The organism is Rhizosphaericola mali (assembly GCF_004337365.2).
Taxonomy (GTDB): Bacteria; Bacteroidota; Bacteroidia; order Chitinophagales; family Chitinophagaceae; genus Rhizosphaericola; species Rhizosphaericola mali.
Map to the genome: position 1 here is coordinate 2,035,568 of NZ_CP044016.1, position 25,169 is coordinate 2,060,736.

The window sequence follows — 25,169 nt, forward strand, 5'->3', positions numbered from 1 at the left end:
TTTATTATCCCTTATTTTTCATTGCCTTCAAAACTCTCCAACTCTTTATTTACCTCATCCAATAATTGCTTTTCACTTGGTAAATAAAGTTCGTATTGACTTGCTATAATCTGTTTTTGTCCTTCGGGTAATGTAAATTTCACAACTGCATCATTTTTATTTGCACATAGCAAGATTCCGATAGTTGGATTTTCGTGCGATAATTTTTCTACGCGGTCATAGTAGTTAACATACATTTGAAGTTGCCCAATGTCTTGGTGTGTCAGTTTCGTAGTTTTAATTTCAATGATAACAAAACTTTGTAATAGTCGATTATAAAATACTAAATCCACAAAAAACTCATCCCCTTCGATATGGATTCTTTTCTGCCTTGCCACAAAGGAAAACCCATTGCCTAATTCCAACAAGAAATCCTGCAAATGAGTAATAATGGCGCTTTCCAAATCTTTCTCATAATATGCAGCTTCTCGTTTTAATCCGAGAAATTCCAAGAGCATAGGGTCTTTGATAATTTCTTTAGCATTAGATGGCTGTTTCTCATTTTTGGCTACTGCTAACACACTTTCTTTGTCATTACTCAATAATAGACGTTCATACAAACTGCCATAAATCTGACGTTCCAATTGACGTACAGTCCAGTTATTCTTTACTGTTTCAGCAATATAAAACGCTCTTTTATCTTGATTATCAACACTTAAAAGTAACTTATACTGACTCCAACTCAATTGTGCATACAGTGTATGCACATTCTCAAATGTGCGGTAAAGTTTTCTGTAAAGGTTTATTTGCCTTGTAGAAAACCCGCTACCAAATTCAGGCTGTAATTGTTCGGAAAGATATTTTATCAAATATGTCCCATAATCAGCTCGATCTTTGCTTTCTTGCTCTTCTTCGAAGATTCTTTTTCCAATATGCCAATACATCAAGGTTCGCTGATGGTCAACAGAACGAATCGCACTATCCTTTGATTGAGCAATAATAGCTTTTATATCTGAAATAATAGATTGATTTACAAGCATTATTTATATCCGATATTTTGCGTTTTATAAATGGTAAATGTACTAAATTGAGAATAATAATTCATCTTGTTTTAAAGGTATATTGTTCATAAAGTGATCTTAATAAAAAGACCACCTTTAATGGTGGTACAAAGTCGGTAATAAAATATAAATTGGTAATAGATCATAATCTCAAGTTTCATCAAATGAATGAAACCTTGCTAAAAATCCTTGAGCGAAGAACATTTATAAGCTCCTATAAGGAAGATAAAAAGAAATTCAGAGTCTTTCATAAGATGGCTAGATCAGAAGAATAGATTTGCTGGTACTTCATTAAAAAGTACCATGTAATAAATTCGGCCAAATTTAATATTACTTTGAATATGTGCTCTTATTTATAAAGCATCCATCTTCATATGTAAAATAGGTCTTATGTAAGTTACATTATTGATTTGTTTTTTTAACCTTCCCGCTGGAGGACAAAATGTGTACATGCCATTGTTCTGATAAATGGTTATTCCTTTTTTCGATACCGCTGCAAAGACTTCCTCAAGTGTAGCATCTTGGCAGATAGCGGCGGAGATTTTGCGATCTTTGGGTAGGCAACTTACACTTTCTATAGTGAAGCCGTACCACCTTTCCATTTCTAACAGAAAGGTTCTGATGGATTCGTTGTTATAATGACGCACGGTCTTTGTCCAGTTAAGGGCGGTGGTTGTTTCTAAGGAACTATAGGTAAAAGAATCTTTTATTTTATTTTTTGCTCCATTTATATGATAAACTTCCATCATATTTTTACGCTGGGTCAAAGGTTTGCCTTTAGGCTCTTGCAATGTAGCGAGGGATACTTCTCCATTTAAACGAACGGCTTTTGAATAACCATATTCAGATCGTACCATAAATTCTCCGCCATAGGTTAATATTTGGCTATTATAGTTTTCCAATGCGAGCATTTTACCTCCATTATTTTCTGGAAACTTCACATATGCTTGCCCCTCCAGTCTGCAATAAATAACAGAGCTATCTTTAGGATTAATTAGATAATGTAATTTAGATCCCCCATCTAATCTTATAGACAGACCACTCGGAAGAGAGATGATCGCCTGCCTTTTTGGAGGAGTACTGATTGTAACAAAACTATTTTGGGGAAAATTAAAATGAACATTGGGGCGAATCGACAGTTTTAATATACCTGTCGGTTGCTGAGAGAATTCAAGATTGTTGAAACGAAAGATGCCTCCTAGAAATTTGTTGTCTACCCTTTTTTGAAATAAATTTTTCATTTCTACATCACAGGCAAAATATTTTTGGTCCAGGTCACGATCGGGGGCAAGAATAGAACAGTTTTTCCCAATAAATACTTCGGGCTCTTGTTGTTCTTTAAAATTATAATGAGAAAATAAAACCAATAAAATAACAAACAATCCCATGCAGGCACAAGACAAAAGAACACGTATTTTTTTACGATAGGTCTTTTTTTGTCGTATTTGTCCTACAAGGTTTTCAATATCTATATCTGAGGTCTTTGGCAAGCCGTCATTTTCACTAAGATTTTGATTTTGCCATTTATCTAAGTGTTCTAAAATGGTATCGTCATCTTTTAGATGTCCTAACAAATCCAATTCACGCAATTCGGATGCCGTGATGGTTCTTTTTAGGAGCTTGTCAAAAAGTATTTCTTTTCTTTTTTCAATCCAATGCATATTACAAGGAATTTACAATTTCAATAATAGTGATGAGTGATATTAAGCCCAATAACTGTTTTATTTTCATCGTAGCTCTAGAAGCTTCGTTTTTTATGGTTTGTTTGGATAAATGAAGCATCGCCGCAATCTCGTCATTGGAATACCCCTGTTCATATTTAAGTTTAAATATTTTCTTTTCTCCTGGAGGTAGTTGAGCAATTGCCTTTTCCAATATCTCTTGATATTCTTTACTTAACAAAATATCGTCCGCACCTAAATCACTTCTTTTATGGTAGGCATTTATGATAGAAACGGTATGGTCATGTTTTTGTCTGAGTCGGTATAAAGCAATCTTATGTACCATCCCCAACATCAAAGCAATCGGTGTATCTTCATGAGCAAAATGCCCGCGTTTGTCCCATATTTTTTCCAGTAATTCAGACTTGATCGCATTAGACAAATAACTATCCAAATTATCAAACCGAAGTAGGTATTGGTCAATGATAGGCTTAAGGCTATGATAAATAAACCTCAATGCATTTTCATACCCTTTCGATAATTGTCGAAACAGTCGTCTCACTCTATATTTTTCATCATCCTCCATTTTCTCCTACGCTTGTTTGGTCAAAAAATAGTGTTTTGAAAACACTGTGTAATAAAAGCAGTTACGTATAGTCAAAATAAAAATTTAAAAAAAATTAGGTTTTGACTGGTACGAAAGGCCTTTTTCTGCAATATATATGTGTAAGAAGATAATTAATCTGGAAATGAAACTGAATTTAAAGTTACAAAAAATGAACAGGTAAACTATCATTTAAATATTATTTTATTGACCTAGATCATAGATGGGTAAAGACTTCGGTGAATATTGTCGAAAAGGGTGAACTATTGTTAAACGTCAAATAATAATTAAAAGTAAGCAGCACAATCAAGTGTCAAAATATAAAAAATAGAATTATGAAAAGAGAAATTATACTATACATTATTCGAGTATTACTACTGATCTTATTTCTATATGCAGGCGTAGAAAAAGTATTTCGTATGGATAGTTTTTATCGGGATATGTCCAACCAGCCTATAGTCAAAAGTTTAGTTCCAATAGTGACTTATATGATACCACTAGGAGAAATTATTGCAGCAGGGTTACTTGTTTTTGATAGAACAAAAAAAGCGGGACTATATATCAGTTGTTTATTGATGTCGGTATTTATGGGATATGTAGCACTTATAGTGGCAGGAAAATTTCCCAGAAAACCTTGTAGTTGTGGAGAGCTCATTAGTAAGCTCAGTTGGACAGAACATTTATTATTTAATCTATTTTTTTGGTTGCTAGCAATCGTAGGTATTTATCTAACCATGGCCGTGGGTAAGCATAAAGACAAACCAACAGAAGGGGAAATGGTCCGGATTTCCCGAGTCTGATTTAATGGCGGATAGGTAGGCTAAAAATCGAGTCTACGATCTGATGGCTGACCGGAAGGGATTTATTATTAATTCATTTTAAAAAAAATAAGCGTATGCTTACAATCAACAAAAACAGCAAAGCCCGCAGCGTCATCATGGCCGCGGCAGCAGTTCTAGCCATCGGCGGAGCCATGGCAAAGAATTTAGTGGTCAGCCAAAGTGCTAATTACCACTATAATGGAAGTGGATCTAGACGAGATCCTGCCAATTTTTCTCTTAATGGCTCTAATCCAAGTTGTTCGAGTGCATCGAATGATACATGTCAATATACCATAACAAATGGTATTGTATCCCCCGTTCTTAGTTCTGCAAATCAGACATATACAGGAGATTAGTTATGATCATTAGTAGTAGAAAGTAAGGCTCCTTTTTATAAGGAGCCTTATCCATTAATGATAAAGATTGTTTATAGCCTCTTCATATTTTTCTATATCTCTTTCAAATTTATTTTGAACAATATCGCCATTACTGTTGATAAGGACTTGATGTGGCATAGAGTTTACATCATAATTTTGAAAAATCGGATCTTTCCAACCTATTTTGGAATGTAAATTCAAGATATTTTTACCATCTATGTTCGTATAAATTCCTCTACGGACACTTTCTATCCATTTTGTAGTTTCCATATCAGGGCTTATGGAAATAAATAATACAGAATCAGAATTTTTATAGTGTTCCTCTAATTTTGATAATATCTTTTCGTAAAAATCTATACACCCCTCACATCCCGTAAACCAGAAATCCAACAAGATAGTTTTACCCCTAAAATCTGACAATCGCCACTTCTTTCCAGTTTTATCCAATAAAACGAAGTCTGTTTTTTTATTTCTATCGGTTATTACATGGTAGGTGTCATCCAGATACTTACGGTAACTAGAATCACTAATATATGGCATAACTTCAGAAATACTTTTTTCTTTGTGAAGATCGCCATACATCCACCCATAATCAGTCAGAAAATAATTTGCTAATAATTTTTCTCTTAACAGAGAGTTGTAGTTCGCCATCATTATATGTGAAGGATCTTTTTGAGTTGCTATATTTTTGCTAATTATAATAGCTTTCAATACTAGATAATTGTTTGTATTAATAGAAAAAGCCATTAGTTTTTGGTTATTCCAAGGAGGGATTATTCCTATTTCCACCAATGCCTTAGAGGCATAAATACTATCCTTTAAAATTTCATTTTGTATATTTATTATATTTGGAATAGGCATATCAAGATGATACAGAAATCGTAATTTATCGTATAAATGGTGAGCTGTAATATCTGTTATAAAAAACTGAAAAGCGGTGCTACTTATAAATTTTTGTTTTAATGTTAGTAAATTTAATTGCTGGTGAAAGATAGAATCATAGACCATTGTTCCTTTCTCTAGTTTGGATACATCAGCTTTTTGAAAATATTCAAATATGGTTACTTGATTTGTGATTAAGCTATCTAATTGCTTTTTTAGCGTGAGCTTAAATGAACCCTTTCCATCAATGGATTCAATTCCTTTTTTACCAACCTTTAAAAAAATATTATCTCCCATTTCTGCTACATACAAATTGACTATAGGAATTAACAAATTGGTCATTGAATCATAACTATTTCCTAGCGAAAAATAAATTAATGGATCAGTTGTAAGAATTTCAAATGAAAAATGACCATTTCTTATGTTTGATTTAACCTCATTTCTACCTATCCTACCATCACGTGAAGAACAAATGTAATTTGACCAATAATATAGTACCATTTTGTTTCTTGGGTTACTATCTTCGATAGAGCCTGAAATTGTTATTTTTTTGCTTTTGGGCATTCGCGCGTTTGACAATTGTATACCTACTACTAGAAATAGGAAACAAAATTTAATAATACTTCTTCTAATTTTTGGTCTTTGCATGAACATCTTTTTATCTTTCATTTTGTTGGATATTATTGTTTAAAATTTCTTCATTAGGTATTGGTAAAGTATAGAGAGGTGAATTTGGGGCAAGTGTGTAGGTATCGTTCCCCAATTTTCGTTTTAGAACAATCGCATAACCTTCTTTATTTAGTCTGCGCAGATCGGACCATCTGAGACCTCGGAGCATTAATTGTTTGCGTCTTTCCTTTAGAATGTATTCCAATGCTTGTTGGGCCGAGGTTGCCACTACTGAAATATATGTCCCCGTTTTCCATCTCGGTTTTAACATGGTATTCAAATCATCCATGGCTTGTAAATATTTCCCTTGCCTAGCATTACATTCCGCTCTTATTAAATACATCTCATCTGTTGCGAGCCCATTAAATGATACGCCTGCGCCATAGCCTCTTTTACCATGGATACCGCTAGAATTTTTTGTAAAAAATAGCTGGGTGCGTAAATCATTATTGTCGGAAAACATACCATACAAAGTAGTATCCATAAAATATCCATTTAATCCGATGCATAGACTGGATATATAAGCGAGTGTATTCGTTGCTCTTGTCAAATATATCGTTTCCGCAAAATTGTAAGGAAATGGAAAGGTTGCAGTAAGATTGAGGGTATTGTAATCTACTAGGGTGTTATACAATTGTAAGCAACTATCCGCATAATTACCAGCTAGGATATATTCCCGATTGCTAAGATAAATTCTGGACAATAAAGCATATGCCGCAGGTTTGGAAACTCTATTATTAGCATCTACAGTGTTGGGTAAAAATGCGATAGATTTTTTCAGATCAGTAATAATCCTGTCATAGGTTTGTGCGACGGAAGAACGTTTTTCAGCTGTATTAATATTTGCGCTTAGTTTCAAGGGGATGCCAAGATCTGTAGATGCCGTCGAGCTATCATAAACCGGGGAAAAAAGAATGGCTAGATTATAAAAAGCAAAGGAGCGTATAAATAAACTTCTTCCATATAATTCATCCCATAAACTAGCAGAATTTACTGTTCTGGAAATTCTTTCCAAACCATCGAGAACTAAATTAGCATAGAATATTTGTGTATAAAACTGATTCCAATCTGATATACTTGTACTGGTGCCGAAAATATCTTTTGCCCATATATAAGCATTCTTTTCATAAGGAAGAAAACTAGCTTCCCACATCTCTTTAGTAATATAATATTCGTCCGTAGAAACTACATTTAGTTGTGGCGCATAATTAATAATAGGACTGTTGTCTAGTAGTGTTTGCATATCGACAAGTGTCGTTGGTACAATCAAGGATGTAGATGGCTTTTTATCAAGAAATGTATCCTTTTTTTCACAAGAATTATGTAGTGTGCTTAACAGGATAAAAAACATATAATAACGTATCTTAGAAAAGTGTTTCATATTTATTGGATTTGTGTATTTATTGGTTTGTTTATAAATCGAATTTTAACCCTAATGCATAGGTCCTTGGAGCAGGAATTCCACCATTGGCGTAATCTGGGTCTATATTATATTTATTGGCACGCCACAATAAGCCAATATTATTTATGTATCCGTAAATCCGAATATCATTAAAAGGACAAAGAGGAAATTGTTTTTTGCTTAAACTATAAATGAGTTGTATGTCTTGCAAACGGACATGACTTCCTTTTTCGACAAGCGCAGATGAATAAGTGTAAAAAGCGTCCCTGTTATTATCAGCTGGATAAATCAATGAAGGGACATTTGTATGTTTCTCATCTCCAGGGTTTTGCCATCTATGATCATAATCATCATTGTCCTGATTGTAGTCGCCATTGAATAAGTTATAATAGTTGATCGATGTCCTTCTGAAATAATAGCCAAATTTGTAAATAATATTAAAAGATATCGAGAGTTGCTTGTAACTAAAAGTGTTCCGCAAGCTACCAAAATAAGGAGGAGACGAAGGGCCATTGTAGTCCAAGCTTTCAAGATTGGTAGAAGTAATAATTGAATTATATTGTTGGCTTGGATTTCCATCTACAAGTCCCTGCGGATTTCCTTTGTCATCTAGGCCCATCCATTTGTAACTGGATAAGGTAAATAACGGTTTTCCAACTTGAGGAAATATCGTACCGGGATTAAGGTAGGAATTAGCACTACTTTGCTGGACCTTGTAATTCGTGACTTTATCTATCGTATAGCTGAAAAGAAAATTAGTTTGCCAACTGAATATCCCTTGTATATTGTTGGAGTTTAGAGTGATGTCAAAACCATGTCCTTTCATATCTGCGGTATTACCGGTGTATTGAGAAAGACCCATAGATGGAGCTAATGGGCTAAGCCCCAAAAGATTGGTAGATGTTCTTTGATAGTATTCTATAGATCCATTTAATAGATGGTTTTTAATACCAAAATCAATTCCGATATTTATCATATGGTTTTTCTCCCATTGTAAAGAAGGGTTGGGGGATTGGTAATGGTACTGTAATTTTGGTTATAGGTATTAATACCATTGATGTTTGCTGTTGTTAATGCAGTCACGGACTTATTGATATTACCACTATATCCATTGGTAACTCTTAATTTTAAATAAGGTAACCAATGGATATGATAGAATTGTTCTTCACTGGCGACCCATCCAAGTCCCGTCGACCATAATGGAACGCCTTTTTGATTACTGTTCACACCAAATAGATTAGATTGATCTTTCCTAATACTTACTGAAAAAATATATCTAGCTCGAAAACTATAGGCTGCATTGCCAAAATAAGATAGATAGTTGTTGATTGTCTTTAGATTGGATACATTATTTTGAATTTGATTATAAGCATTGCCTTGATAATTAAGAAATAGGCTCACGTAATCAACATTTGTACTGGTTTGTTGATCTTTGTCATAGCCATATAGTCGGTAACTGCGTGTTTGTGTTACTAGACTTTGTAGCTCAACGCCAGCTAAAGCTGTCAATTCATGATTTGAACTCCAATGGTGCGTATAGTTAATTAAGGCACGACCATCATGTGCATGGTATCCAGCTTTGTAGAAATCGATAATCCCTCCTAATGGAACGGGTCTGGTTATTGTAGTCCCATTAATCCTGGTAAATTGATTAATATAATTGCGAGTATAGTAAGTTTCTTCGCTATCATAATTTTCGTTTTGTGAAGATCCATTGCTGTATTGGTAAGACAAAGAGGTTTCTAATCCACATAGTATTTTGTATTTTATTTGTGTATTAATCCTATAGTCAGTCAATTGTGTAGTATTGTCTATCAGATGTATTTCATCCCACGGTCTGTAATGCCAATCTAATAAAGTTGTGGTTAGGTCATCAATATAACTAGGACGGTATTGGTTGGGAACTGCCAAGGCTTTACCATCATCACCTACTAACTTCAAATAGGGGTAAGGAAATGAACCTGCACTTCCATCCCCTTTTTGTCGACTTTGGATTAATACGATCCCTGTTGTAAACTCTAGTTTATTATGGAAAAATGCATAGGTATTATTTGCATTAAGCGTTAATCTATTGTTTGTATTGTTAATAAGGGAAGATTGATTTGCATCATAACCTAAAGAAAGAAAATATTTGTTATTAGTACTTCCTCCATTGATACTTACTGCATATTGCTGAGCTAGACTTTTTTGGTAGAAATGGTGCTTTAAATCATTCCTATAGTCTTGCTGCTGATATAGTGCCAATTGGGCTTGTGCTTCCTGATCGGAAATGTCCCCATTTTTTTCCTTGTTGAGTATTTCTACAACTGGAGAAATTATAGAATACCCATACGAAATTGTACCATCATAGTATCCATTTTCAAACAATATTGTTTCAATACTAATAAAATTGGCTGAGGAAAGTTGTGGTCTGTACCATAGATTTGGCTTATCTCCAAGCGTTATGTTAGAATTGAAGGAAACTTTGGTTGGGAGATTGAACTTCCCTTTTTTAGTGGTAATAACAATTACACCATTGCCAGCAAATGCACCCCATATAGATGTAGCAGCCCCATCCTTCAGAATGCTTACACTTTCTACATCATTAGGATTGATTGTATTAATATCGCCACTATAAGGCATGTTATCTATAACAATGAGTGGATTAGGGTTACTGTTGATTGTACTTACCCCACGAATATTATAATTCGCCTGTCCTGATTGTTGATTTTTATTGAACAATAGACCACTTGTAACTCCATCTAATCTGTCTAAAATATTGGCGCTTACACGTCTATTTAATAGGGCACTATCTACGAATACAAAACTACCTGTTGCTCGTTCCTTTGGTATCTGTTGATAGCCTGTGGACACTATTACTTCCTCCAAATCAGACGACGGGTTTAACTGCACATGAATAAAAGTATCTTTAGCTTCTAGGAATAAAGATTTGGATATATAACCCGTATGAGAGAAAATGATAGAATCTGAACTATGCAATACTATGGTAAAATGACCATTTGCATCCGTCTCAGTCCAAGTATTACTTTTTTTTAGATTTAGGGTAGTGTGAGGTAGAATATTGCCATTAGAGGCTCTTACAACTCCTCTTATCTTCTGTGCCAAAGAAAGTATGGGCAAAAGCATCCCCATTACGAATAGGATCGTTTTGAATTTCATTGAAAATCTGTTAGTTAGTTAAAAAATGTTGTGCTATTTATGAGCCAACAAAATGAGTTATTTCACGATAGGAAAAACATTTTGGAATTGTGTAAATAAATATAAACAAGCAGTTATCCTCAATCAGAGGAATGCAAGTAGTGTAATTTAAAAAGTCTATGACTTATAATTACAAAAAAAGTGAAGACTCTGGCAGTATTGAGTTCAACTATTTATTTAAAATAGTAGGAGAACTCAATAGGAAAATTATTATTAGCTTGGGTTACGCGGTTTACACGCATATTGTTGATTAGCCTTGGCCATATGCCAATGCATTTGTTGTTGAATTCTTTGTACGCTCTTTTTTTGAGGCGTGTGGGTAGTTATTGTTCTCATCGTCCTTAATTGACCAGTTAAGAATTATGAGTCTCTATCAAAAGAATATGGGCCTGCCTTATCCTTTTCCAGTCCTAGTTGACAGCCAAGAGAGAAAAGTTACAGCAAGGCCCATACCTTTTTAATAACGCAATGTACGCATTAAAAGACATGAGTATCTTACCGTCTCGTTCTCTTGGCTGTCATACTTTGGAACATCGAGACTCTTTAATATGTTGAACTTCTATATATTTCTACATACAAGATATTTTTATCTAAAAACAAAATTACCATAAAAATTCAAATAAAGTAAAATAATTTAATTCAAAAGTAAAATAATTTAATCCTATTAAAAAAAGCCTTCAATATTTGAAAAATGAACTTTGAGAAATGGATAAATATATTGGAGCTCTTATTGAAAGAATCGCAAAAAGTAAAGAGTTGAATTCCAGAACATTAGGATTATTAATAAATAAAACAAAGCCTGGCACTGCTGACATATTTAAAAGAACTGTAATTGATACTGATTTATTGATTGAGCTTTCCGATAAACTCGATTATGATTTCTTTTCTTTTTTCTATAAAAATCCCATTATGGATAGATTCAAAAAGCAAGAAGAAAAAGTTTGGTTGGATAAATTAGCTTTATTAAAAAATGAGATAAGCAGATTGAAAGAACTACAAGATCAAATGCAGGATCACATAAATACTCAGAAAACTTACATTTTAGATTTGAAGAAAAGAAAATAATTTTAGAGCGGTACGATAGGTATTCATTGATGAAGAAGTTTTCAATGAATATACTAAATCAACTCTTTAATGGCTTTAGAATAGCAATATAAAGTTAGCATTTAATGTACGTAATTGTGAAATAAGAACTATATGAATAAAGCAATAATTTGTCTCACAGGTTTATTGATTTCTTTTACCGTATTTGGCCAAAAGGCTTTGCATAATTCATCTAAAATGAAGATTATCCATGCGAAGTCTAAAATGGTTAGTATCCGTGACGGGAATGAACTTCAGCAAAATTCATGGACTATAGTCCCATCCGCAAAGCCAGATGTATATGAGACCACCGGCAAAAAAGTCACTTTTATTACGGACATGGATTCGATAACATTCAAGACAGAACTGAATGGAGTTTATGATTTTGTAATTTTACTAGACAAAGATTCTGCATGGACTCAAATAAAATGTGTCCCTTCTAAACTGGAAATACTTAAACGAGCTGGTGCATATAAACAAGCTGACACAACAGGATTACCCCATTTCTCTTATGAAACGCCCCAAAATGCCCGTTTACGAGACGTAAAGACCTATTTTAAACTTGACTCTATTGCAGGAGATGGTAATGAAGTTTCTAAAATACTGAACATCATGTATTGGATTCATAACAATGTTACACATGATGGTAGCAATTATGCCCTTGCGGAATTTGATGCAATAGATTTATATCAATATCATAAGGCTACAAACAAAGGTCTAAATTGTAGACATTTGGCGATTTCTCTGAACGAGATGTATTTATCGATGGGTTTTAAATCTCGTTACGTAACCTGTCTCCCTAAAAACGAAAATGACCAGGATTGTCACGTTATTTGTAGTGTATGGGTTGATAGTCTACAAAAATGGATTTGGGTTGATCCGACTTTTGCATCTTATATCAAAGACGAAAAGGGAAATCTTTTAAGTATTGAAGAAGTGAGAGAACGTTTAATTGATGGAAGGTCATTGATATTGAATGAAGATGCAAATTGGAACAATAAAAATAAACAAACGAAAGAAAGTTATTTGATGAATTATATGGCGAAAAACTTATACTGGTTACAGATTCCTATAAGTAGTCAATTCAATCCTGAAAGTCGTTATCGTAATAATGTAAATAAATATGTTTCATTGTTGCCTATTGGTTATGCTCGTTCCAATATGAGCAATATAGGTAGCATTACGAACGATCCTCAATACTTTTGGCAAAAACCATAAACAAAAAGGATATCTCTGGAAAGTCTCCTATTACAGGTCTTTCTGATTGTCATTGGATATGGTAATTTCCCCTTCAGAAGACTATAAGGAAAATGAATTATATTTTGTTATCTTTTAATCTATTCATTATTTGAATTTCTATCTCCAATGAATGGAGACTTTCTATAAATATCAAGTAGCTGTCTTTGCATTAATTTAAAGTTTAATTTAAAAAGTTTTCCATAATTAGTTACTATCCTGTCAAAAGCCAAAAATGTTGAAAATGAGGCGATAATGACCTTTAAGTGTTTTGTTTCCGGATGAATTAGATCTTGAATACTTGAATATACTATAAGTACAAAGAAAATCGCATAAATATAAAATGTGATTTTTCTATTATCAGCAAATGATAACGAAAATTTCTCAAATAATTCATTCATTTTTCCATCATCTGATTTTCCCATTATTTTATTCACTTTTCTTAAAATGCTATCTAAAAAAAGTCTATTAATAATAGTCAAATAACTTATTAATAAATAAATTTTCAAATCGTAGGATAAAGTATAAAAAAAATGATTTACAACCGCTATAATTAGTAATAATGGCGCTGCGGAAAATATAAGTGCCGCAAAAACATTTCCTAATGCCTTTATGAAAGGAAATAGTAATAAAAATATTAGAACCGGAACCTGGATGATAAATAAAATTGGTAATGTAATTTTCTTCTCTGGAATTGAAAAACTAAATATAAATAAAAATACCCAAAATAACATCGTGTACATTACTTTTACAAGTGTATCATTATTTGAACTAATAAATTTTTTATAAAATAATGCTACGAGAATCATTCCAATAATTCCAAAGATGGCAGCGCCGAACTTGTTGTCTGTTTGATTGTTTTTTTACCCATTAAATAAAAGTTAATAGATATTAAAATAAAGCTAATTGAGATTCCCTTTTTGGTGAAAATGTTCCTATAATGATAAAAGGATTATGAGCCTTTTGCATATGAAACTTGTAACTAGTTCCTAAAAAGAAATATAAATCTTTCGTCTTAGCAAAATCATCAAAATATTTCTGGCGCACTTGCTCACAAGCAAGAGCTTCCCTATCATAACCATCAAATTTTTTCAAACAATTAAAGTACAGCATTCCTGTTTCCCAGTCCTCGATCATTAATGTCCTTACTTTTCCCGTTTCATCCTTGAATTTGTAAGAGAACTTATAGGGTAATTTATCAACCACCTTAAATGGATTTCCCGTTTCTTTGAACAAATTAGTCTGCTTATCTTTTTCGATAACTGCTTTTAATTTTTCGGGATTCCACACTCTTTCATCTGGTTCAATAATAAAATCCAATATCTCTGTAGGTTTAAATACGGCAAGAGATGTGAACTTGTCTTTATCATATGCATCGGCGATTAACTGTTCCATATTGGTATAATGCTTATTTTTAAGAACTATTTCCTTACGTTTTAGCCAATTTCCTTCTGTCCCTAAAGATCCAATATGTTCAAATGGAACATCCAAATTGGGCCGGTAGCTTTCTGGCCGTTGGTCTTTAGGATTTTTGGTTACATCCATTATGTACCAATCGTATTTATGATATTTATCACCATCTTCCAATTTCCTAAACGGAATGGGAAAAATTCTTATCCATGTTCCATCTTCCCGAAATCCGGCAGTGCATACCAATTCATCATATTTGGCAGACAAGTTGGGATAGGTTTTTACAGTAATCAATATTTTCTCTTTAGCCATATATTATATGTGTTTTAGTTCATATTTCCAGCCAGGTAGGTTTTGAATTGCTTCTGCAAGATGTTTGCGGTGACATTGGCAAACATTAGCCTCAAAACATGTGAGAGCGATTCTTTCTTTTTCTTCCAATAATTTCAATATGCGCCTCTGCTGTACGGTAGTTTTGGGTAGATTTTCTTTTCTGTAAATACTAAATAAATTATCGTAATCAGCTTGCGTTTTAAGCTCTTGACGATATTCTGATTGTATACCGACTTCCGGGATGTGTAGATACTCTATATGGATTTTTTCACAAGCTGCATTTAATTGGGATTTCGAAAACCCAAATTTCATACTCATTGGATTATTCCGTACATCGATTAACAGTTTAATATCATTACGTATCAACTTGTTTAAATATTCTTCTAAAGAAATACCCTCATATCCTATCGTATGCAGAATGATACCTTCCCGCTTAGGCCGGCTTTCCAATATTTTTTCATAAGCCTCATTAGGCAATATCCGCTGGGCTAAAACGCTGTTAATTGCATAATATTTAAAATTCAAATAAGTGTGTTGCATGAGAGTATGTGCATTCATGCGTCCATAATTCTTTTTAACCTCAGCAAGCAACAATTTGTCATTTGCTTTTAGTTTAGATATATAGTTAGATTTATCTAATTTCTTAACTTCTTTTTCTCCCGAATTAAGGATATTTGCCTTTGCCAATGATTCAATATCAGAATTAGCTGTAATTGAATAACAACCATATAAATAGGGTATAAAATGATATTCAGCATTTGCACCCTGCTTATTACAAAACAAGAAAAGGAGCTTTTGCAAAGAAATTTTATCTAATTCTCCATCAAAAGCTTCCAATAACCCCAATAATAATTTGCGCCTATAAAACATACAGCAAAGATACTCTTTTTAGAAAGTCCTTTATTTTCATTTGAAATCATACAAATATAAGTATTTCAATAAGGATAACTAAATTTCTTAGTATTCCCTCTCAATTGTAGCCTCATATGAAGCAATCTTGTTATATGTCTTGTGTTAAATAACAACTTTTTCTGTTTAATATTTAAATGAAGGACTCACAAGAGTCCTTCATTTGCAAAAGATTGATAACTATCTGTAGTAAGGATTAGATGATCCAGTAGTGTAATATCCATTAGTTTGGCTGCATCTTTCAATCTTTCTGTAATCTTCAGATCAGCAGTACTGGCAGTTAGATTCCCACTCGGATGATTGTGTGCCACAATAATTTTACAAGCATTAGATTTTAAAGCTACCGTAAGTAAAATTCGAATATCTACAATAGTTCCAGCGGTACCACCTGTAGAACCGTGATATACACCGAGGACTCTGTTAGCATTATTCATAAGAAGCATTTTGAAAGATTCCACCAATTCCATTTCATCTTCGTTCCAAACAGATCTAAAAAGCGAAAGTGCATCTTCTGCCATATTGATTTTAGGTCTTTGTGTAGCTTTTATTTTGTTGCGATAAGATAGTTGAACTTCTTGTAATTCGGACCAATGAAGTTCATTTTCTCTGGTTGCTGTTGAGTTGTAAGTTTTCATGATGTACTGTTTTTGTGTAACAGCGATAAAAGACGGTTCTCTAAAAAGAAGGCAGTACGTGGAATAGCGGAGCGTAGTGAGCATATGCCGTCGAAAGCTGCCTGCTTTTTAAAGAGAACCGTCTTAGCTTAGTGGAACTAAAAACGGTACATAAAATCTTACAACAGAAGAAGGAAAAAATTAAACTAAAACGATCATTACTCTGAAAATAAAATTGAATACGTACACAAAATAAACTGTCCCAAATTTGTATAAAATATGTGACAACAAAAGTTGACTATTTCTTCTTTTTTGCTTTACGTTTTTTGAAAGAAGTTTTTTCGGAAATTTTGTTTTGTTCCAAATTTCTAGGAGGATGATCTAAAAAATAATATGGATTTCTATTGTATACAGAATCTACAGCTCTGATAAAGTTTGGTGCCGCCTGTTGAACATAGTCATACTTTATGAGTAGTTCGTTGTATTGATTGTAACGTGTAAAACTAAGCCAACCCAGAAAAATGGATAGTCCAATGAAAAACAATAGAAGAAGCAACCATCTCCAATCTTTGAAGCTGTGTTCATGGCGGATCCTTTGGTTTTCTGGATCTGCCAATTGTTGAATAATACGCTCTAAGGATCGCTGCAATTTTTCCATGGATTCTGGACGCAACATCTTATCCTCTTTAATGTCCTTTTTGACCACCAAATCTAAAAGTGCTTTCATATGGTCCACTTTTTTAAGTAGTATTCTCAGACTATAAGACAAGGAATCGGAAAGCTCGTTTTGTACTTGAGAGGGTTCCACCTTTTCAACAAGCACTTTGATTTCTTGCACTTCTTTTACTAAATCTTTTAATACGATTTCCACTTCAGAAAGATTCATAACTTGAGGATATTAAAGGGTTACTTACATAGATAATTTTACTTTTCTTTTTTCTTTGAGGCGTTTTTTTTCTTCTGACTCATCCATCCCCATCGCACCAAAATAAACGCTATCAATATCTACCTTAAGAGGACTAATCATATAATCAATCAGAGCTTTTGTCACTGTTTCAATAGTTACACTTTCACTAATATTATTTTTAGATGTTGGATGAACTTGACGAGGCATGAATCTATCTCTTAGGCGCAAAGTAGACTTAGATATTTTATCATTTATATCACCCCTTGCCAAGGCAATATTTCTTTCTAATTGTACTAGTTGAGACGGACTCAATGGAGCTTTCTGTTGTTTTTTATTAAAGGCAATGATTTTCTCAATTTTAGAAAGACTACATCCTAAGGAACTCGCTTTAAAATAAATTCCAGAGGATTGATGTACAATTCCCAGTCCCCTTCCTTTGTGTAAACTATAACCGGCTTTTTGCATTTGTATAATAAATTCCAACATGGACGTTGCCTTATAAAGTGCATTTTTCAAAACCATTCTAGCTTGCAACTGCCGAGCATTCCAATGCTGTTTTTCGTTATTCGAACTATTTAATTTCTGTTTCCAAGTCTTCGGTGTCTTGACTTGTTTTAGATGAAATAGCATTTCACATTTTCGGGAAATTTTCATTAATCTTTGCTTGGACTGAAACAGATTTACAACTTGTCTACCATCAATTGGAGGACGAACAATGATCGCATGGTAGTGATCCTTACTCTCCGGACTAGTGTGTTTACAAAGTAAAAACATATTCTCGTCTAGTTTGAACTCCTTCATTACCATTGCTGCCAATTGTAATTCTTGCGCTGCATTTAAAAATTCTCCTTCACTTAAAGAAAAGATCGCATGAAATAGCGGTTGACTGCAACGGTTGTTATTTAAGTCCAATGCCATCTGCATTTGCGCCACAATTTCATCAGTATGTTCTCCTACAAGTGCATTTTGAAAAATGATTTGAGCTTTTTCTTCCGGATGTTTTAATCCATTTTCTCTAAGTACATAAGAGACCATATTAGAAATTGAAGACGCTTTTGCGGTAGTTTGTTTAGCGATCATACTCGTAAATGTGTAATGGAAATCGAAAAATATTGGACAGCTCGTAAATAAAAAATGCGACTATGATGCCAATTCTACTGAACCGCTTTTTTTATTTCACCAGCGAGATAAAGGATTCTTTCACCATAGAATCGCAGTTCCTTTTCAGAAATATTCTGCACCGCTCCTTGGTGTAAATGGCGAACCAATTGGTTGAAATTGGAAGCCGTAAGTGTCAACGTCAAAACTACTTTGGATACAGAAGCAGGAATGGTTTTAAGGTACATTTTGATCTCGACTTTTCTAGCTGCTTCAATCAAAAAATGAGAAATGGGTAATTCAGATTGCCTAGCCTTCGAGTAAATACTACGGTATTCTTCAGGAGTGACGAGTATATTTAAACGACGTGTTTTATTTTTCATATACTTGGATTTGAAAATAAATAAATGACGAATGCGACAGTCATGAGAGAATAGATAATTTGGGCCTCGCATGAGTATGCCCAACCTGCTTGCTATAGAAAACCAAGGGCTCCTATCATAGGGTTTTGAGATACTGATAATACAGCCTATTTTTACGACCTTCTAGGAGGTTTTCTGACTATATTATTCCATCTATTTGGATTGGCTCCCTTCTGGACTCTGGGGCTTTTATTTAGATGTTGATTACAGTTTATCTTTGTTTGCAAGTGAAATCAGTCTGGGCATATCCTCTTCAAAGAATTTTTTTCTGTCGATAAATACACGTCCTCTGGGACAAAATTGTCTGGAATTAATTAGTCCGAATTTGCGTTTTTTGATAACGGTCTGCACCGAATAATGCAGCATATCGGCAATTTGTTTTTGAGAGATGAATTCCTCATTTGTTGTTTCCTTTGTCATAGGGGATATTTTTACGGTAGCGAAGGGATATTCCTTCGTAGTGCAAAGAGAAAAAGAAAACGAACTATATTTTTTGTGTACATCTATGTATATGGATGTAGATGAATACTACTATATGAAAATGGTCTTTACCGAATGGAAAACGATGTTTAGCTGATGTAGTTTCTTTAACTATAGTGTAGTCTATTCAACCAAATCTAGCCCTAAGTGATTGACTTTAACCGATAGTAGAATTTTTTATCTATATCTTTCCAATATCTGTAAAACAAGGGTATATTTTTGAGGATTTTGTCTACCTAGAATTTCCAGAAAGCTTTCTTTTTGATCGCGCATCCTATTGGCAATAGAGCGACTATCTGCCTGCTGCGGGAAAAGGAATTGTATGAGATTTTCATAATCCTTTAAAGTTCCTTCCTGTTTCCCTTTACCTTTTAAGTTGATCTCGTAGCAGATTCTTGCCGCCCCTAGAAGTAAATTTATGGAACGGACACCATGATCAAAATCTCCTGGACCCAGGGTTATAGCTTCCCTACTTGCTGAACTTTGAGTAAAAAGACCCTCAACTATTTGAGATGCAGTAAGTGATTTTTTTTCGTTTTTTAATTGTGGCGCCATACTTAAGTAAGCTTCCCAAACGGACAAAAGATCTTTTGGTTCAGCAGTAGAAGTTACCTTTTGTGGAATGTTTTTACCGGATGAATCAGACTCAACTTGTATATTTTGGGAGGATGAACCTTCTGGCATCTTGCTATTTTCCGATGGTGAAATATTCACATTTTTACTCTGTACTCCTTGAAGAGGCAAAGATTTGGTGCGGTCGTTATAGTATTTAGCCGTTTGAATATCCACAAAAAGATAGGCGCAGCAGATAAGATAAGCTTGTACTTTTCCATAAAATAGGATCCACTCAGGTACTGTTTCCCCGTCATAATGGAAAAGTCGTAGGAGTTCATCTCCCATGTCTTTTAAGAAAGATAACTTTCCCTCATTATCTTCTATCCATGTTAACACCGAGGTTTCTTCTTTAAAATTACGCATTCCGATATGGTATCCATTATGGAAATGGGACATAATTTCTTTGGCTTGTTCCTGCGTTATTTCTACATCTGTTCCATTATCACGCACAATATGTTGAGGAGTCCTATAAGGAACAACTATATCAAAAATATCTTGAAAACATCGATCTGTACAAAGGAAATCCATATTATCTATTGCATAACGTACTATGACACTATCCAGGTTAGCAGCCCAAAACTCAAAAGTATCCTCTGTTGCAAAGTCCTCAAAAAGTCCATACTTGCCATAAGACAACAAAGGATGCTTACCAAAATACCGATCCAGATATTGGCGGTAGTAACGGTAGTTCAGCTTTTTGAATGGAATGGACATGGAAAAATTTATGGATTTGCTGAGATTAAAGATAACAAATTGTCCTTATTAATCATCTTTCCATAGACAGTTAAGATAGTATTTTAAACACCTAAACACGACTAATTGTAAAATTGCGATACCACATGTTTTAAGTTGTAAAATTATCAATTATCATTTTTTGAATAAAAAAGCAAGGATCTTTTACAAAATAATTTAGTTTGAAGCAATCGATATTCATATTTATTCTATATTTGAGAGGCTTTTTTACCCTAAAGAGATCTCAATGAGAGAATACTACACTTCTAATAGAAAGGTTTTCATACAATCGATTTTAAACGATATTAATTTGTTTTATAGAAATTTGAATACCAATGTATTTTTAAATATTGGTGCGGATAAATATCTAAACATTAAAACCTAATTTTAAGTTGTTCGACTGAACGCCATTTTTTTATTTTCAAGCATAGAATAGATTTCTAATTTACTCCTTTGAAGAGTTGATACCTAATTGTTTTTTGGCAAACTAATACTTATGCATACAAGACTTTTGCAAATTTTAGTCCTCATTTTAATTTTTTCAATTTATCAATCTTCTGCACAGGTTATACCTTCTGGAAGACAAGCAATCCCTAAAGTTATTGCCAGCAGTCCCCAAGCGGCATCGCTAGGTTCCTATGGAGTTAACTCTATTAATATGTTCACAGGCAAACCTACGATTGACTTGAATCTTTATAGTATCACTCAAGGAGATTTCACGTTACCAATCAGTTTGAGTTATAATTCAGATCTCATAAAGCCACAAGAGCATGCTGGTATAATGGGATTAGGTTGGATACTTAATGCTGGAGGTGTCATCAACAGAAGTGTCAATGAGGGTGTGGATGAAATATTGGTGGGTAATGGTGAGAGTCCAGATAATAAATATTCTTACTATGACAATTATGGAACACTAAATAACTCTTCATGGAGTACGACATCCTTTCTTCAATCTCTTGGTAATGGTTTCGCGTACGTCCCATCCGGAACCTATGCGAATACAGCTCATCCAAACCCAGATGTGTTTAATTTTTCTGTAGGTTCAATAAGTGGTTCCTTCTATAAAAATCAAGTAGGTCAATGGGTGATATCCTCTTCCACAGATATTGATTTTAAAATAGAAGATACATTGGCATCGAACTATCAAATAACTGAAAAAATTTACGGTGGAAATGCTAGTGCGTCCAGAACGATTAGTGTAAAGCGGATAATATATGGGTTTACCATCACAGATGATAAAGGGATAAAATATGTATTCGGTCGACAGCCAGGAAGTATAGAATTTTCAGCTAATGCAATGGATGGTACTACATCCTACAATGAAAACTATATAGCTAATGCATGGTATCTGACCAAAGTGATTCTTCCCAACAGTAATTATAGTTACACACTTGCTTATTCAATGGATAATAGTCCGATATTTAAAGTATATCCAAACTTCGCGGCGGGCAATTATAAAGTCAATAATGGTTCTGGTAGCTACCAAAATGTCAATTATGCCATTGTTCGCAATTACCAAACCTATCTCACTTCCATTACTTCTCCAGATATGGAGATAGACTTCTATAGAAGCCACTCTAATGACTTGGATTATAAGATTGCTTCTTTTAATAATACTAATAAAGATAACTGGTCTGCTTATGGTACAGATTATGGACCCTATTCATCTAGTGTCCTAACATCGTATGACAATGTTTTACACTGGTACAAACTAGACAGTATGATCGTTAAATCATTGCTTTCTGGACAAAAAATAAATAAAGTAGTTCCTACTTATTTTGAAAACAGTAATTCGAGGCTTTTTCTTACAGGCCTTAGTTTATATGGCAGCGATACCTCCATGGTTAAACGCTATCAATTTGGCTATAACAGCGGTCCTTTACCATCTACCTATCAGACTATGGAACTCGATGATTGGGGCAATTTTAATGGTAAAGATTTTTTTAATTCCGTTGCAGGGGATAGCTCTCTTGTGTACTCCGTAAACCAATTCAAAAATATTTATCCGACTTACCGCAAACCATCTATGGATTTAAACATTGCAGGAGCTGGTTATCTTACTTCCATAACTTATCCTACGGGAGGTACGGACAATATAGAATATGAACTCAATAGCTATTCCAAATATGTGACGGGGAATGCATCAACCATTAGTTTTGATGCCATTGATAGCACGCACAATGTATATACTGGTGGGCTTCGAGTACACAAAATAACTACGCTTACGGGTGATAGTTCAAAACCATTGGTTAGAACATTTTTCTATCAAAGAGATTATTTAGGAGGAGATACGCTAACTAGCGGAGTTGTAGCAGGAGTGCCATCCTATTTTGAAAGTGGAACAGATAATAACCAGTTTAATTATTATAAATTTAAAATTACTCCCGTTTTAATAGATAATTCAACAAATGGAGCACATGTTACTTACAGCAGGGTCTACGAAAAAGGCAGTGATGGTTCTCTTACTCAATATGACTTTACCAATCATGATAACGGTTTTGGGGACAGACCAGCACTGAGTTACACTGAAAATTATATAACTTATGATATAAATGGAAAAATTGCTTTCATGAATAAACTCAAATATAATTCCATGGCACATGAAAGAGGTAAACCCCTTTCTATAAAATACTACGATAGCGCTGCACATCTTTTAAAAAGTGAATCTTATAATTATTTCTTAGATTCAGTTACTACCGATACTAGGATACATGCTGTGGAATTTCAAAGCGAAATGTTTGGAAAACCAACGGAGGGTTCTATGTCTTTAGATCTTTCTAATATGTTTGAAGCACTTCAACTTTCGGCTTATATCCCTTATTCTTACCATTCACACCTTGCATCGAAGACAACAACAATGTATTATAGAGCTGGTAGTGATTCGTTGCAGGAGACGCAACGCTTTACCTATAATATTGGCAATACACACCAACTCAGGACTTTGGAAACGATGAACTCAAAAGGAAAGTCTACGCGAGAAGGATATAAATATCCAACGGATTTTACGGGTAATACGGTTTATAATGCGATGGTGGGTAAAAATATGCTTTCTTCCATCGTAGAAGATACAAATAGCGTAAATAATGCCCAAACTGTTTTGTCAAGAACGAATTACCAAGCCATTTACCCCATTTCTGGAACGCAAACACCTTTATTCTATTTACCATACAGCTATCAAACACAGTTGGGTAGTGCAACATTATCAGTAGATGATTCTATATTGGCTTATACTTATAAAGGTGATATCGCGGAAGTTAAACATCGTGACGGCATGAGAGATACTTATATATGGGGGTATAATTTTCAATATCCAGTGGCAAGAATACATAGCCAAACGGTTACATACACGACTGCCATCGCTGCAATGGGAGGATCATGGAGTAGTTCTAATAGTCCTTACCTTTCAGATGCGGATATGCGCACCGCTTTAAATAACCTACGCAGTGCATTGTCTTCGTCAGGTGCAGATATTTTTACCTATACGCACAATCCCCTCATTGGTATTACAAGTGAAACTGATCCCACTGGAAAAATTTCCTATTATCAATATGATCCATTAGGACGACTAATTAGAATTTTAGATAATGATAAGAATATTGTGCGTACTATAAGTTATAACTATAGGAATGGATCACCGAACTTAATATATAAAAATACAGCTAAGTCCGGATCTTTTACGGTGAATACTTGCTCTGCAAATCTCACGGGAGAAACAGTTACATATACTGTAGCGGCTGGAAAGTATGAATCTACGGTAAGTCAGGCCGCTGCAGACCAATTGGCTCAAAATGATGTTGATACAAACGGGCAAAATTATGCTAATTCTAATGGAGGATGCAAAGCGCTTATTAGTATCAACAATATTAATATGTTCAGCGCTTCTGTTATGGGAGTACTAAATTTTATAGGCCAAGATAGCTCCACTTATTCTATTGGTGCATCCGGAAGCGGTACTTCCTTATTATTACCCACAGGAGCATACACAGTAGTATTTAATACGCCAGGTGCAAATGCATTAATTGATGTTAATGGGACCCAAAAGGTCGTAAATACGCCTGCGGGAGGTGCAACAACTCTTGGAAATTTTTCAATTTACCAACCTTATACCATAACAGGATATTCTACCTACTATGGAAATACAGCACAGAGTCAAATATTTACTAAAAATAATTGTGCTTCTGGCTTACAAGGCTCACAAGTTACTTATACTGTTTCTGCTAACAGTTACTATTCATCTATCTCCCAAAGTGATGCCAACCAAAAAGCTACAGCAAATATCAATGCAAATGGACAAACATATGCCAATAATGTGGGAACTTGTAGTGCGCTTGTTTCCATTACTCTTCAAAAAACATCATCAGTAAGTACATTTAATCCAGTTACTGTTCAAATAAGTTCTTCTGGGAATTCCAATATTGGCACTTATAATTTCCCGTCAAGTAATACGGGTAGCACAACCATTAGTCTACCAGCAGGAACTTATCAATTAAAGTTTACGCTTCCAAGTACAACTCCATATAATGTACCATTTACGTTAAATGGTAGTCAAATAGCCAATATTGCCTCAGGGTTAACTACAACAGGTTCTGCAACTTTATCAGCTGGTACAAATTATACGCTTAAAGCCGTAATTGGAAGATAAATTTTAAATCTTGAATAGATAAAGATGATGAATA

Annotated in this window: 21 protein-coding genes; 5 read left to right on the forward strand and 16 right to left on the reverse strand. The window is 34.1% G+C overall.

Annotated features, from left to right (window positions below; translation table 11 throughout):
* Positions 1-11: 11 nt before the first annotated feature.
* The 3 genes from E0W69_RS08790 to E0W69_RS08800 form a co-directional block, all read right to left on the reverse strand.
* Complete coding sequence (locus E0W69_RS08790; RefSeq protein ID WP_131329707.1) at positions 12-1,019, reverse strand: PDDEXK nuclease domain-containing protein; 1,008 nt, start codon at positions 1,017-1,019, stop codon at positions 12-14.
* A gap of 374 nt (positions 1,020-1,393) precedes the next feature.
* On the reverse strand, positions 1,394-2,701 hold the full coding sequence (locus E0W69_RS08795; RefSeq protein WP_131329708.1) for a FecR family protein: 1,308 nt from the start codon (positions 2,699-2,701) through the stop codon (positions 1,394-1,396).
* Position 2,702: 1 nt separating this feature from the next.
* Positions 2,703-3,287 carry an RNA polymerase sigma factor gene (locus E0W69_RS08800; RefSeq protein ID WP_131329709.1) on the reverse strand — a complete coding sequence of 195 codons (585 nt, stop codon included), beginning with the start codon at positions 3,285-3,287 and terminating at the stop codon, positions 2,703-2,705.
* A 353-nt stretch (positions 3,288-3,640) separates the two neighbouring features.
* Between E0W69_RS08800 and E0W69_RS08805 the strand changes: the two genes are divergently transcribed.
* On the forward strand, positions 3,641-4,105 hold the full coding sequence (locus tag E0W69_RS08805) for a DoxX family protein (protein WP_131329710.1): 465 nt from the start codon (positions 3,641-3,643) through the stop codon (positions 4,103-4,105).
* 95 nt (positions 4,106-4,200) lie between these two features.
* Positions 4,201-4,482 (forward strand): DUF6520 family protein, encoded by a 282-nt coding sequence (locus E0W69_RS08810; RefSeq protein ID WP_131329711.1) that lies wholly within the window; start codon positions 4,201-4,203, stop codon positions 4,480-4,482.
* A gap of 54 nt (positions 4,483-4,536) precedes the next feature.
* Here E0W69_RS08810 and E0W69_RS08815 read toward each other — a convergent pair whose 3' ends face one another.
* Genes E0W69_RS08815 through E0W69_RS08830 form a run of 4 tightly spaced genes read right to left on the reverse strand, consistent with a single transcriptional unit; the run spans position 4,537 to position 10,615 of the window.
* A complete protein-coding gene (locus tag E0W69_RS08815; protein WP_131329712.1) occupies positions 4,537-6,054 on the reverse strand; it encodes a TlpA family protein disulfide reductase in 1,518 nt (505 codons plus the stop codon).
* Positions 6,044-7,435 (reverse strand): RagB/SusD family nutrient uptake outer membrane protein, encoded by a 1,392-nt coding sequence (locus E0W69_RS08820; RefSeq protein WP_131329713.1) that lies wholly within the window; start codon positions 7,433-7,435, stop codon positions 6,044-6,046. Before E0W69_RS08820 ends, E0W69_RS08815 begins: the two co-directional genes overlap by 11 nt.
* Positions 7,436-7,466: 31 nt before the next feature.
* Entirely contained in the window at positions 7,467-8,432 is a 966-nt protein-coding gene (locus tag E0W69_RS08825; protein WP_131329714.1) for a TonB-dependent receptor, read from the reverse strand.
* A complete protein-coding gene (locus E0W69_RS08830; RefSeq protein WP_131329715.1) occupies positions 8,429-10,615 on the reverse strand; it encodes a TonB-dependent receptor plug domain-containing protein in 2,187 nt (728 codons plus the stop codon). Before E0W69_RS08830 ends, E0W69_RS08825 begins: the two co-directional genes overlap by 4 nt.
* Before the next feature lie 744 nt (positions 10,616-11,359).
* On the opposite strand from E0W69_RS08830, the gene E0W69_RS08835 reads away from it, so the two are divergent.
* Both E0W69_RS08835 and E0W69_RS08840 read left to right on the forward strand, forming a co-directional pair.
* Positions 11,360-11,719: a hypothetical protein gene (locus E0W69_RS08835; RefSeq protein ID WP_131329716.1), complete on the forward strand. Its 360-nt coding sequence runs from the start codon at positions 11,360-11,362 to the stop codon at positions 11,717-11,719.
* A gap of 132 nt (positions 11,720-11,851) precedes the next feature.
* A complete protein-coding gene (locus E0W69_RS08840; RefSeq protein ID WP_131329717.1) occupies positions 11,852-12,955 on the forward strand; it encodes a transglutaminase-like domain-containing protein in 1,104 nt (367 codons plus the stop codon).
* A 119-nt stretch (positions 12,956-13,074) separates the two neighbouring features.
* On the opposite strand, the gene E0W69_RS08845 is transcribed toward E0W69_RS08840, so the two are convergent.
* The 9 genes from E0W69_RS08845 to E0W69_RS08885 form a co-directional block, all read right to left on the reverse strand.
* Positions 13,075-13,782, reverse strand: coding sequence for a hypothetical protein (locus E0W69_RS08845; protein ID WP_191968017.1), 708 nt, complete (start codon positions 13,780-13,782; stop codon positions 13,075-13,077).
* An 82-nt stretch (positions 13,783-13,864) separates the two neighbouring features.
* A complete protein-coding gene (locus tag E0W69_RS08850; protein WP_131329719.1) occupies positions 13,865-14,695 on the reverse strand; it encodes a hypothetical protein in 831 nt (276 codons plus the stop codon).
* A 3-nt stretch (positions 14,696-14,698) separates the two neighbouring features.
* Positions 14,699-15,586, reverse strand: coding sequence for a DUF488 domain-containing protein (locus E0W69_RS08855; protein ID WP_131329720.1), 888 nt, complete (start codon positions 15,584-15,586; stop codon positions 14,699-14,701).
* A gap of 185 nt (positions 15,587-15,771) precedes the next feature.
* The gene (locus E0W69_RS08860; RefSeq protein WP_131329721.1) at positions 15,772-16,260 is read right to left on the reverse strand and encodes a JAB domain-containing protein; all 489 of its coding nucleotides are present in this window, start codon (positions 16,258-16,260) and stop codon (positions 15,772-15,774) included.
* Positions 16,261-16,537: 277 nt separating this feature from the next.
* On the reverse strand, positions 16,538-17,125 hold the full coding sequence (locus tag E0W69_RS08865; RefSeq protein ID WP_131329722.1) for a hypothetical protein: 588 nt from the start codon (positions 17,123-17,125) through the stop codon (positions 16,538-16,540).
* A 24-nt stretch (positions 17,126-17,149) separates the two neighbouring features.
* A complete protein-coding gene (locus E0W69_RS08870; protein WP_131329723.1) occupies positions 17,150-18,226 on the reverse strand; it encodes a relaxase/mobilization nuclease domain-containing protein in 1,077 nt (358 codons plus the stop codon).
* Between the two features lie 74 nt (positions 18,227-18,300).
* A complete protein-coding gene (locus E0W69_RS08875) occupies positions 18,301-18,627 on the reverse strand; it encodes a plasmid mobilization protein (protein ID WP_131329724.1) in 327 nt (108 codons plus the stop codon).
* Positions 18,628-18,870: 243 nt separating this feature from the next.
* The gene (locus E0W69_RS08880) at positions 18,871-19,086 is read right to left on the reverse strand and encodes a hypothetical protein (RefSeq protein ID WP_131329725.1); all 216 of its coding nucleotides are present in this window, start codon (positions 19,084-19,086) and stop codon (positions 18,871-18,873) included.
* Between the two features lie 237 nt (positions 19,087-19,323).
* Positions 19,324-20,475 (reverse strand): hypothetical protein, encoded by a 1,152-nt coding sequence (locus tag E0W69_RS08885; RefSeq protein WP_131329726.1) that lies wholly within the window; start codon positions 20,473-20,475, stop codon positions 19,324-19,326.
* Positions 20,476-20,989: 514 nt separating this feature from the next.
* Here E0W69_RS08885 and E0W69_RS08890 point away from each other — a divergent pair.
* Positions 20,990-25,135: a DUF5977 domain-containing protein gene (locus E0W69_RS08890; RefSeq protein WP_131329727.1), complete on the forward strand. Its 4,146-nt coding sequence runs from the start codon at positions 20,990-20,992 to the stop codon at positions 25,133-25,135.
* The last annotated feature ends 34 nt before the right edge of the window (positions 25,136-25,169 follow it).

Excerpts from the sequence above, each read along its gene's own strand:
- E0W69_RS08790 (WP_131329707.1), bottom strand. The coding sequence starts at position 1,019 with ATGCTTGTAAATCAATCTATTATTTCAGATATAAAAGCTATTATTGCT.
- E0W69_RS08795 (WP_131329708.1), bottom strand. The coding sequence starts at position 2,701 with ATGCATTGGATTGAAAAAAGAAAAGAAATACTTTTTGACAAGCTCCTA.
- E0W69_RS08800 (WP_131329709.1), bottom strand. The coding sequence starts at position 3,287 with ATGGAGGATGATGAAAAATATAGAGTGAGACGACTGTTTCGACAATTA.
- E0W69_RS08805 (WP_131329710.1), top strand. The coding sequence starts at position 3,641 with ATGAAAAGAGAAATTATACTATACATTATTCGAGTATTACTACTGATC.
- E0W69_RS08810 (WP_131329711.1), top strand. The coding sequence starts at position 4,201 with ATGCTTACAATCAACAAAAACAGCAAAGCCCGCAGCGTCATCATGGCC.
- E0W69_RS08815 (WP_131329712.1), bottom strand. The coding sequence starts at position 6,054 with ATGAAAGATAAAAAGATGTTCATGCAAAGACCAAAAATTAGAAGAAGT.
- E0W69_RS08820 (WP_131329713.1), bottom strand. The coding sequence starts at position 7,435 with ATGAAACACTTTTCTAAGATACGTTATTATATGTTTTTTATCCTGTTA.
- E0W69_RS08825 (WP_131329714.1), bottom strand. The coding sequence starts at position 8,432 with ATGATAAATATCGGAATTGATTTTGGTATTAAAAACCATCTATTAAAT.
- E0W69_RS08830 (WP_131329715.1), bottom strand. The coding sequence starts at position 10,615 with ATGAAATTCAAAACGATCCTATTCGTAATGGGGATGCTTTTGCCCATA.
- E0W69_RS08835 (WP_131329716.1), top strand. The coding sequence starts at position 11,360 with ATGGATAAATATATTGGAGCTCTTATTGAAAGAATCGCAAAAAGTAAA.
- E0W69_RS08840 (WP_131329717.1), top strand. The coding sequence starts at position 11,852 with ATGAATAAAGCAATAATTTGTCTCACAGGTTTATTGATTTCTTTTACC.
- E0W69_RS08845 (WP_191968017.1), bottom strand. The coding sequence starts at position 13,782 with ATGATTCTCGTAGCATTATTTTATAAAAAATTTATTAGTTCAAATAAT.
- E0W69_RS08850 (WP_131329719.1), bottom strand. The coding sequence starts at position 14,695 with ATGGCTAAAGAGAAAATATTGATTACTGTAAAAACCTATCCCAACTTG.
- E0W69_RS08855 (WP_131329720.1), bottom strand. The coding sequence starts at position 15,586 with ATGTTTTATAGGCGCAAATTATTATTGGGGTTATTGGAAGCTTTTGAT.
- E0W69_RS08860 (WP_131329721.1), bottom strand. The coding sequence starts at position 16,260 with ATGAAAACTTACAACTCAACAGCAACCAGAGAAAATGAACTTCATTGG.
- E0W69_RS08865 (WP_131329722.1), bottom strand. The coding sequence starts at position 17,125 with ATGAATCTTTCTGAAGTGGAAATCGTATTAAAAGATTTAGTAAAAGAA.
- E0W69_RS08870 (WP_131329723.1), bottom strand. The coding sequence starts at position 18,226 with ATGATCGCTAAACAAACTACCGCAAAAGCGTCTTCAATTTCTAATATG.
- E0W69_RS08875 (WP_131329724.1), bottom strand. The coding sequence starts at position 18,627 with ATGAAAAATAAAACACGTCGTTTAAATATACTCGTCACTCCTGAAGAA.
- E0W69_RS08880 (WP_131329725.1), bottom strand. The coding sequence starts at position 19,086 with ATGACAAAGGAAACAACAAATGAGGAATTCATCTCTCAAAAACAAATT.
- E0W69_RS08885 (WP_131329726.1), bottom strand. The coding sequence starts at position 20,475 with ATGTCCATTCCATTCAAAAAGCTGAACTACCGTTACTACCGCCAATAT.
- E0W69_RS08890 (WP_131329727.1), top strand. The coding sequence starts at position 20,990 with ATGCATACAAGACTTTTGCAAATTTTAGTCCTCATTTTAATTTTTTCA.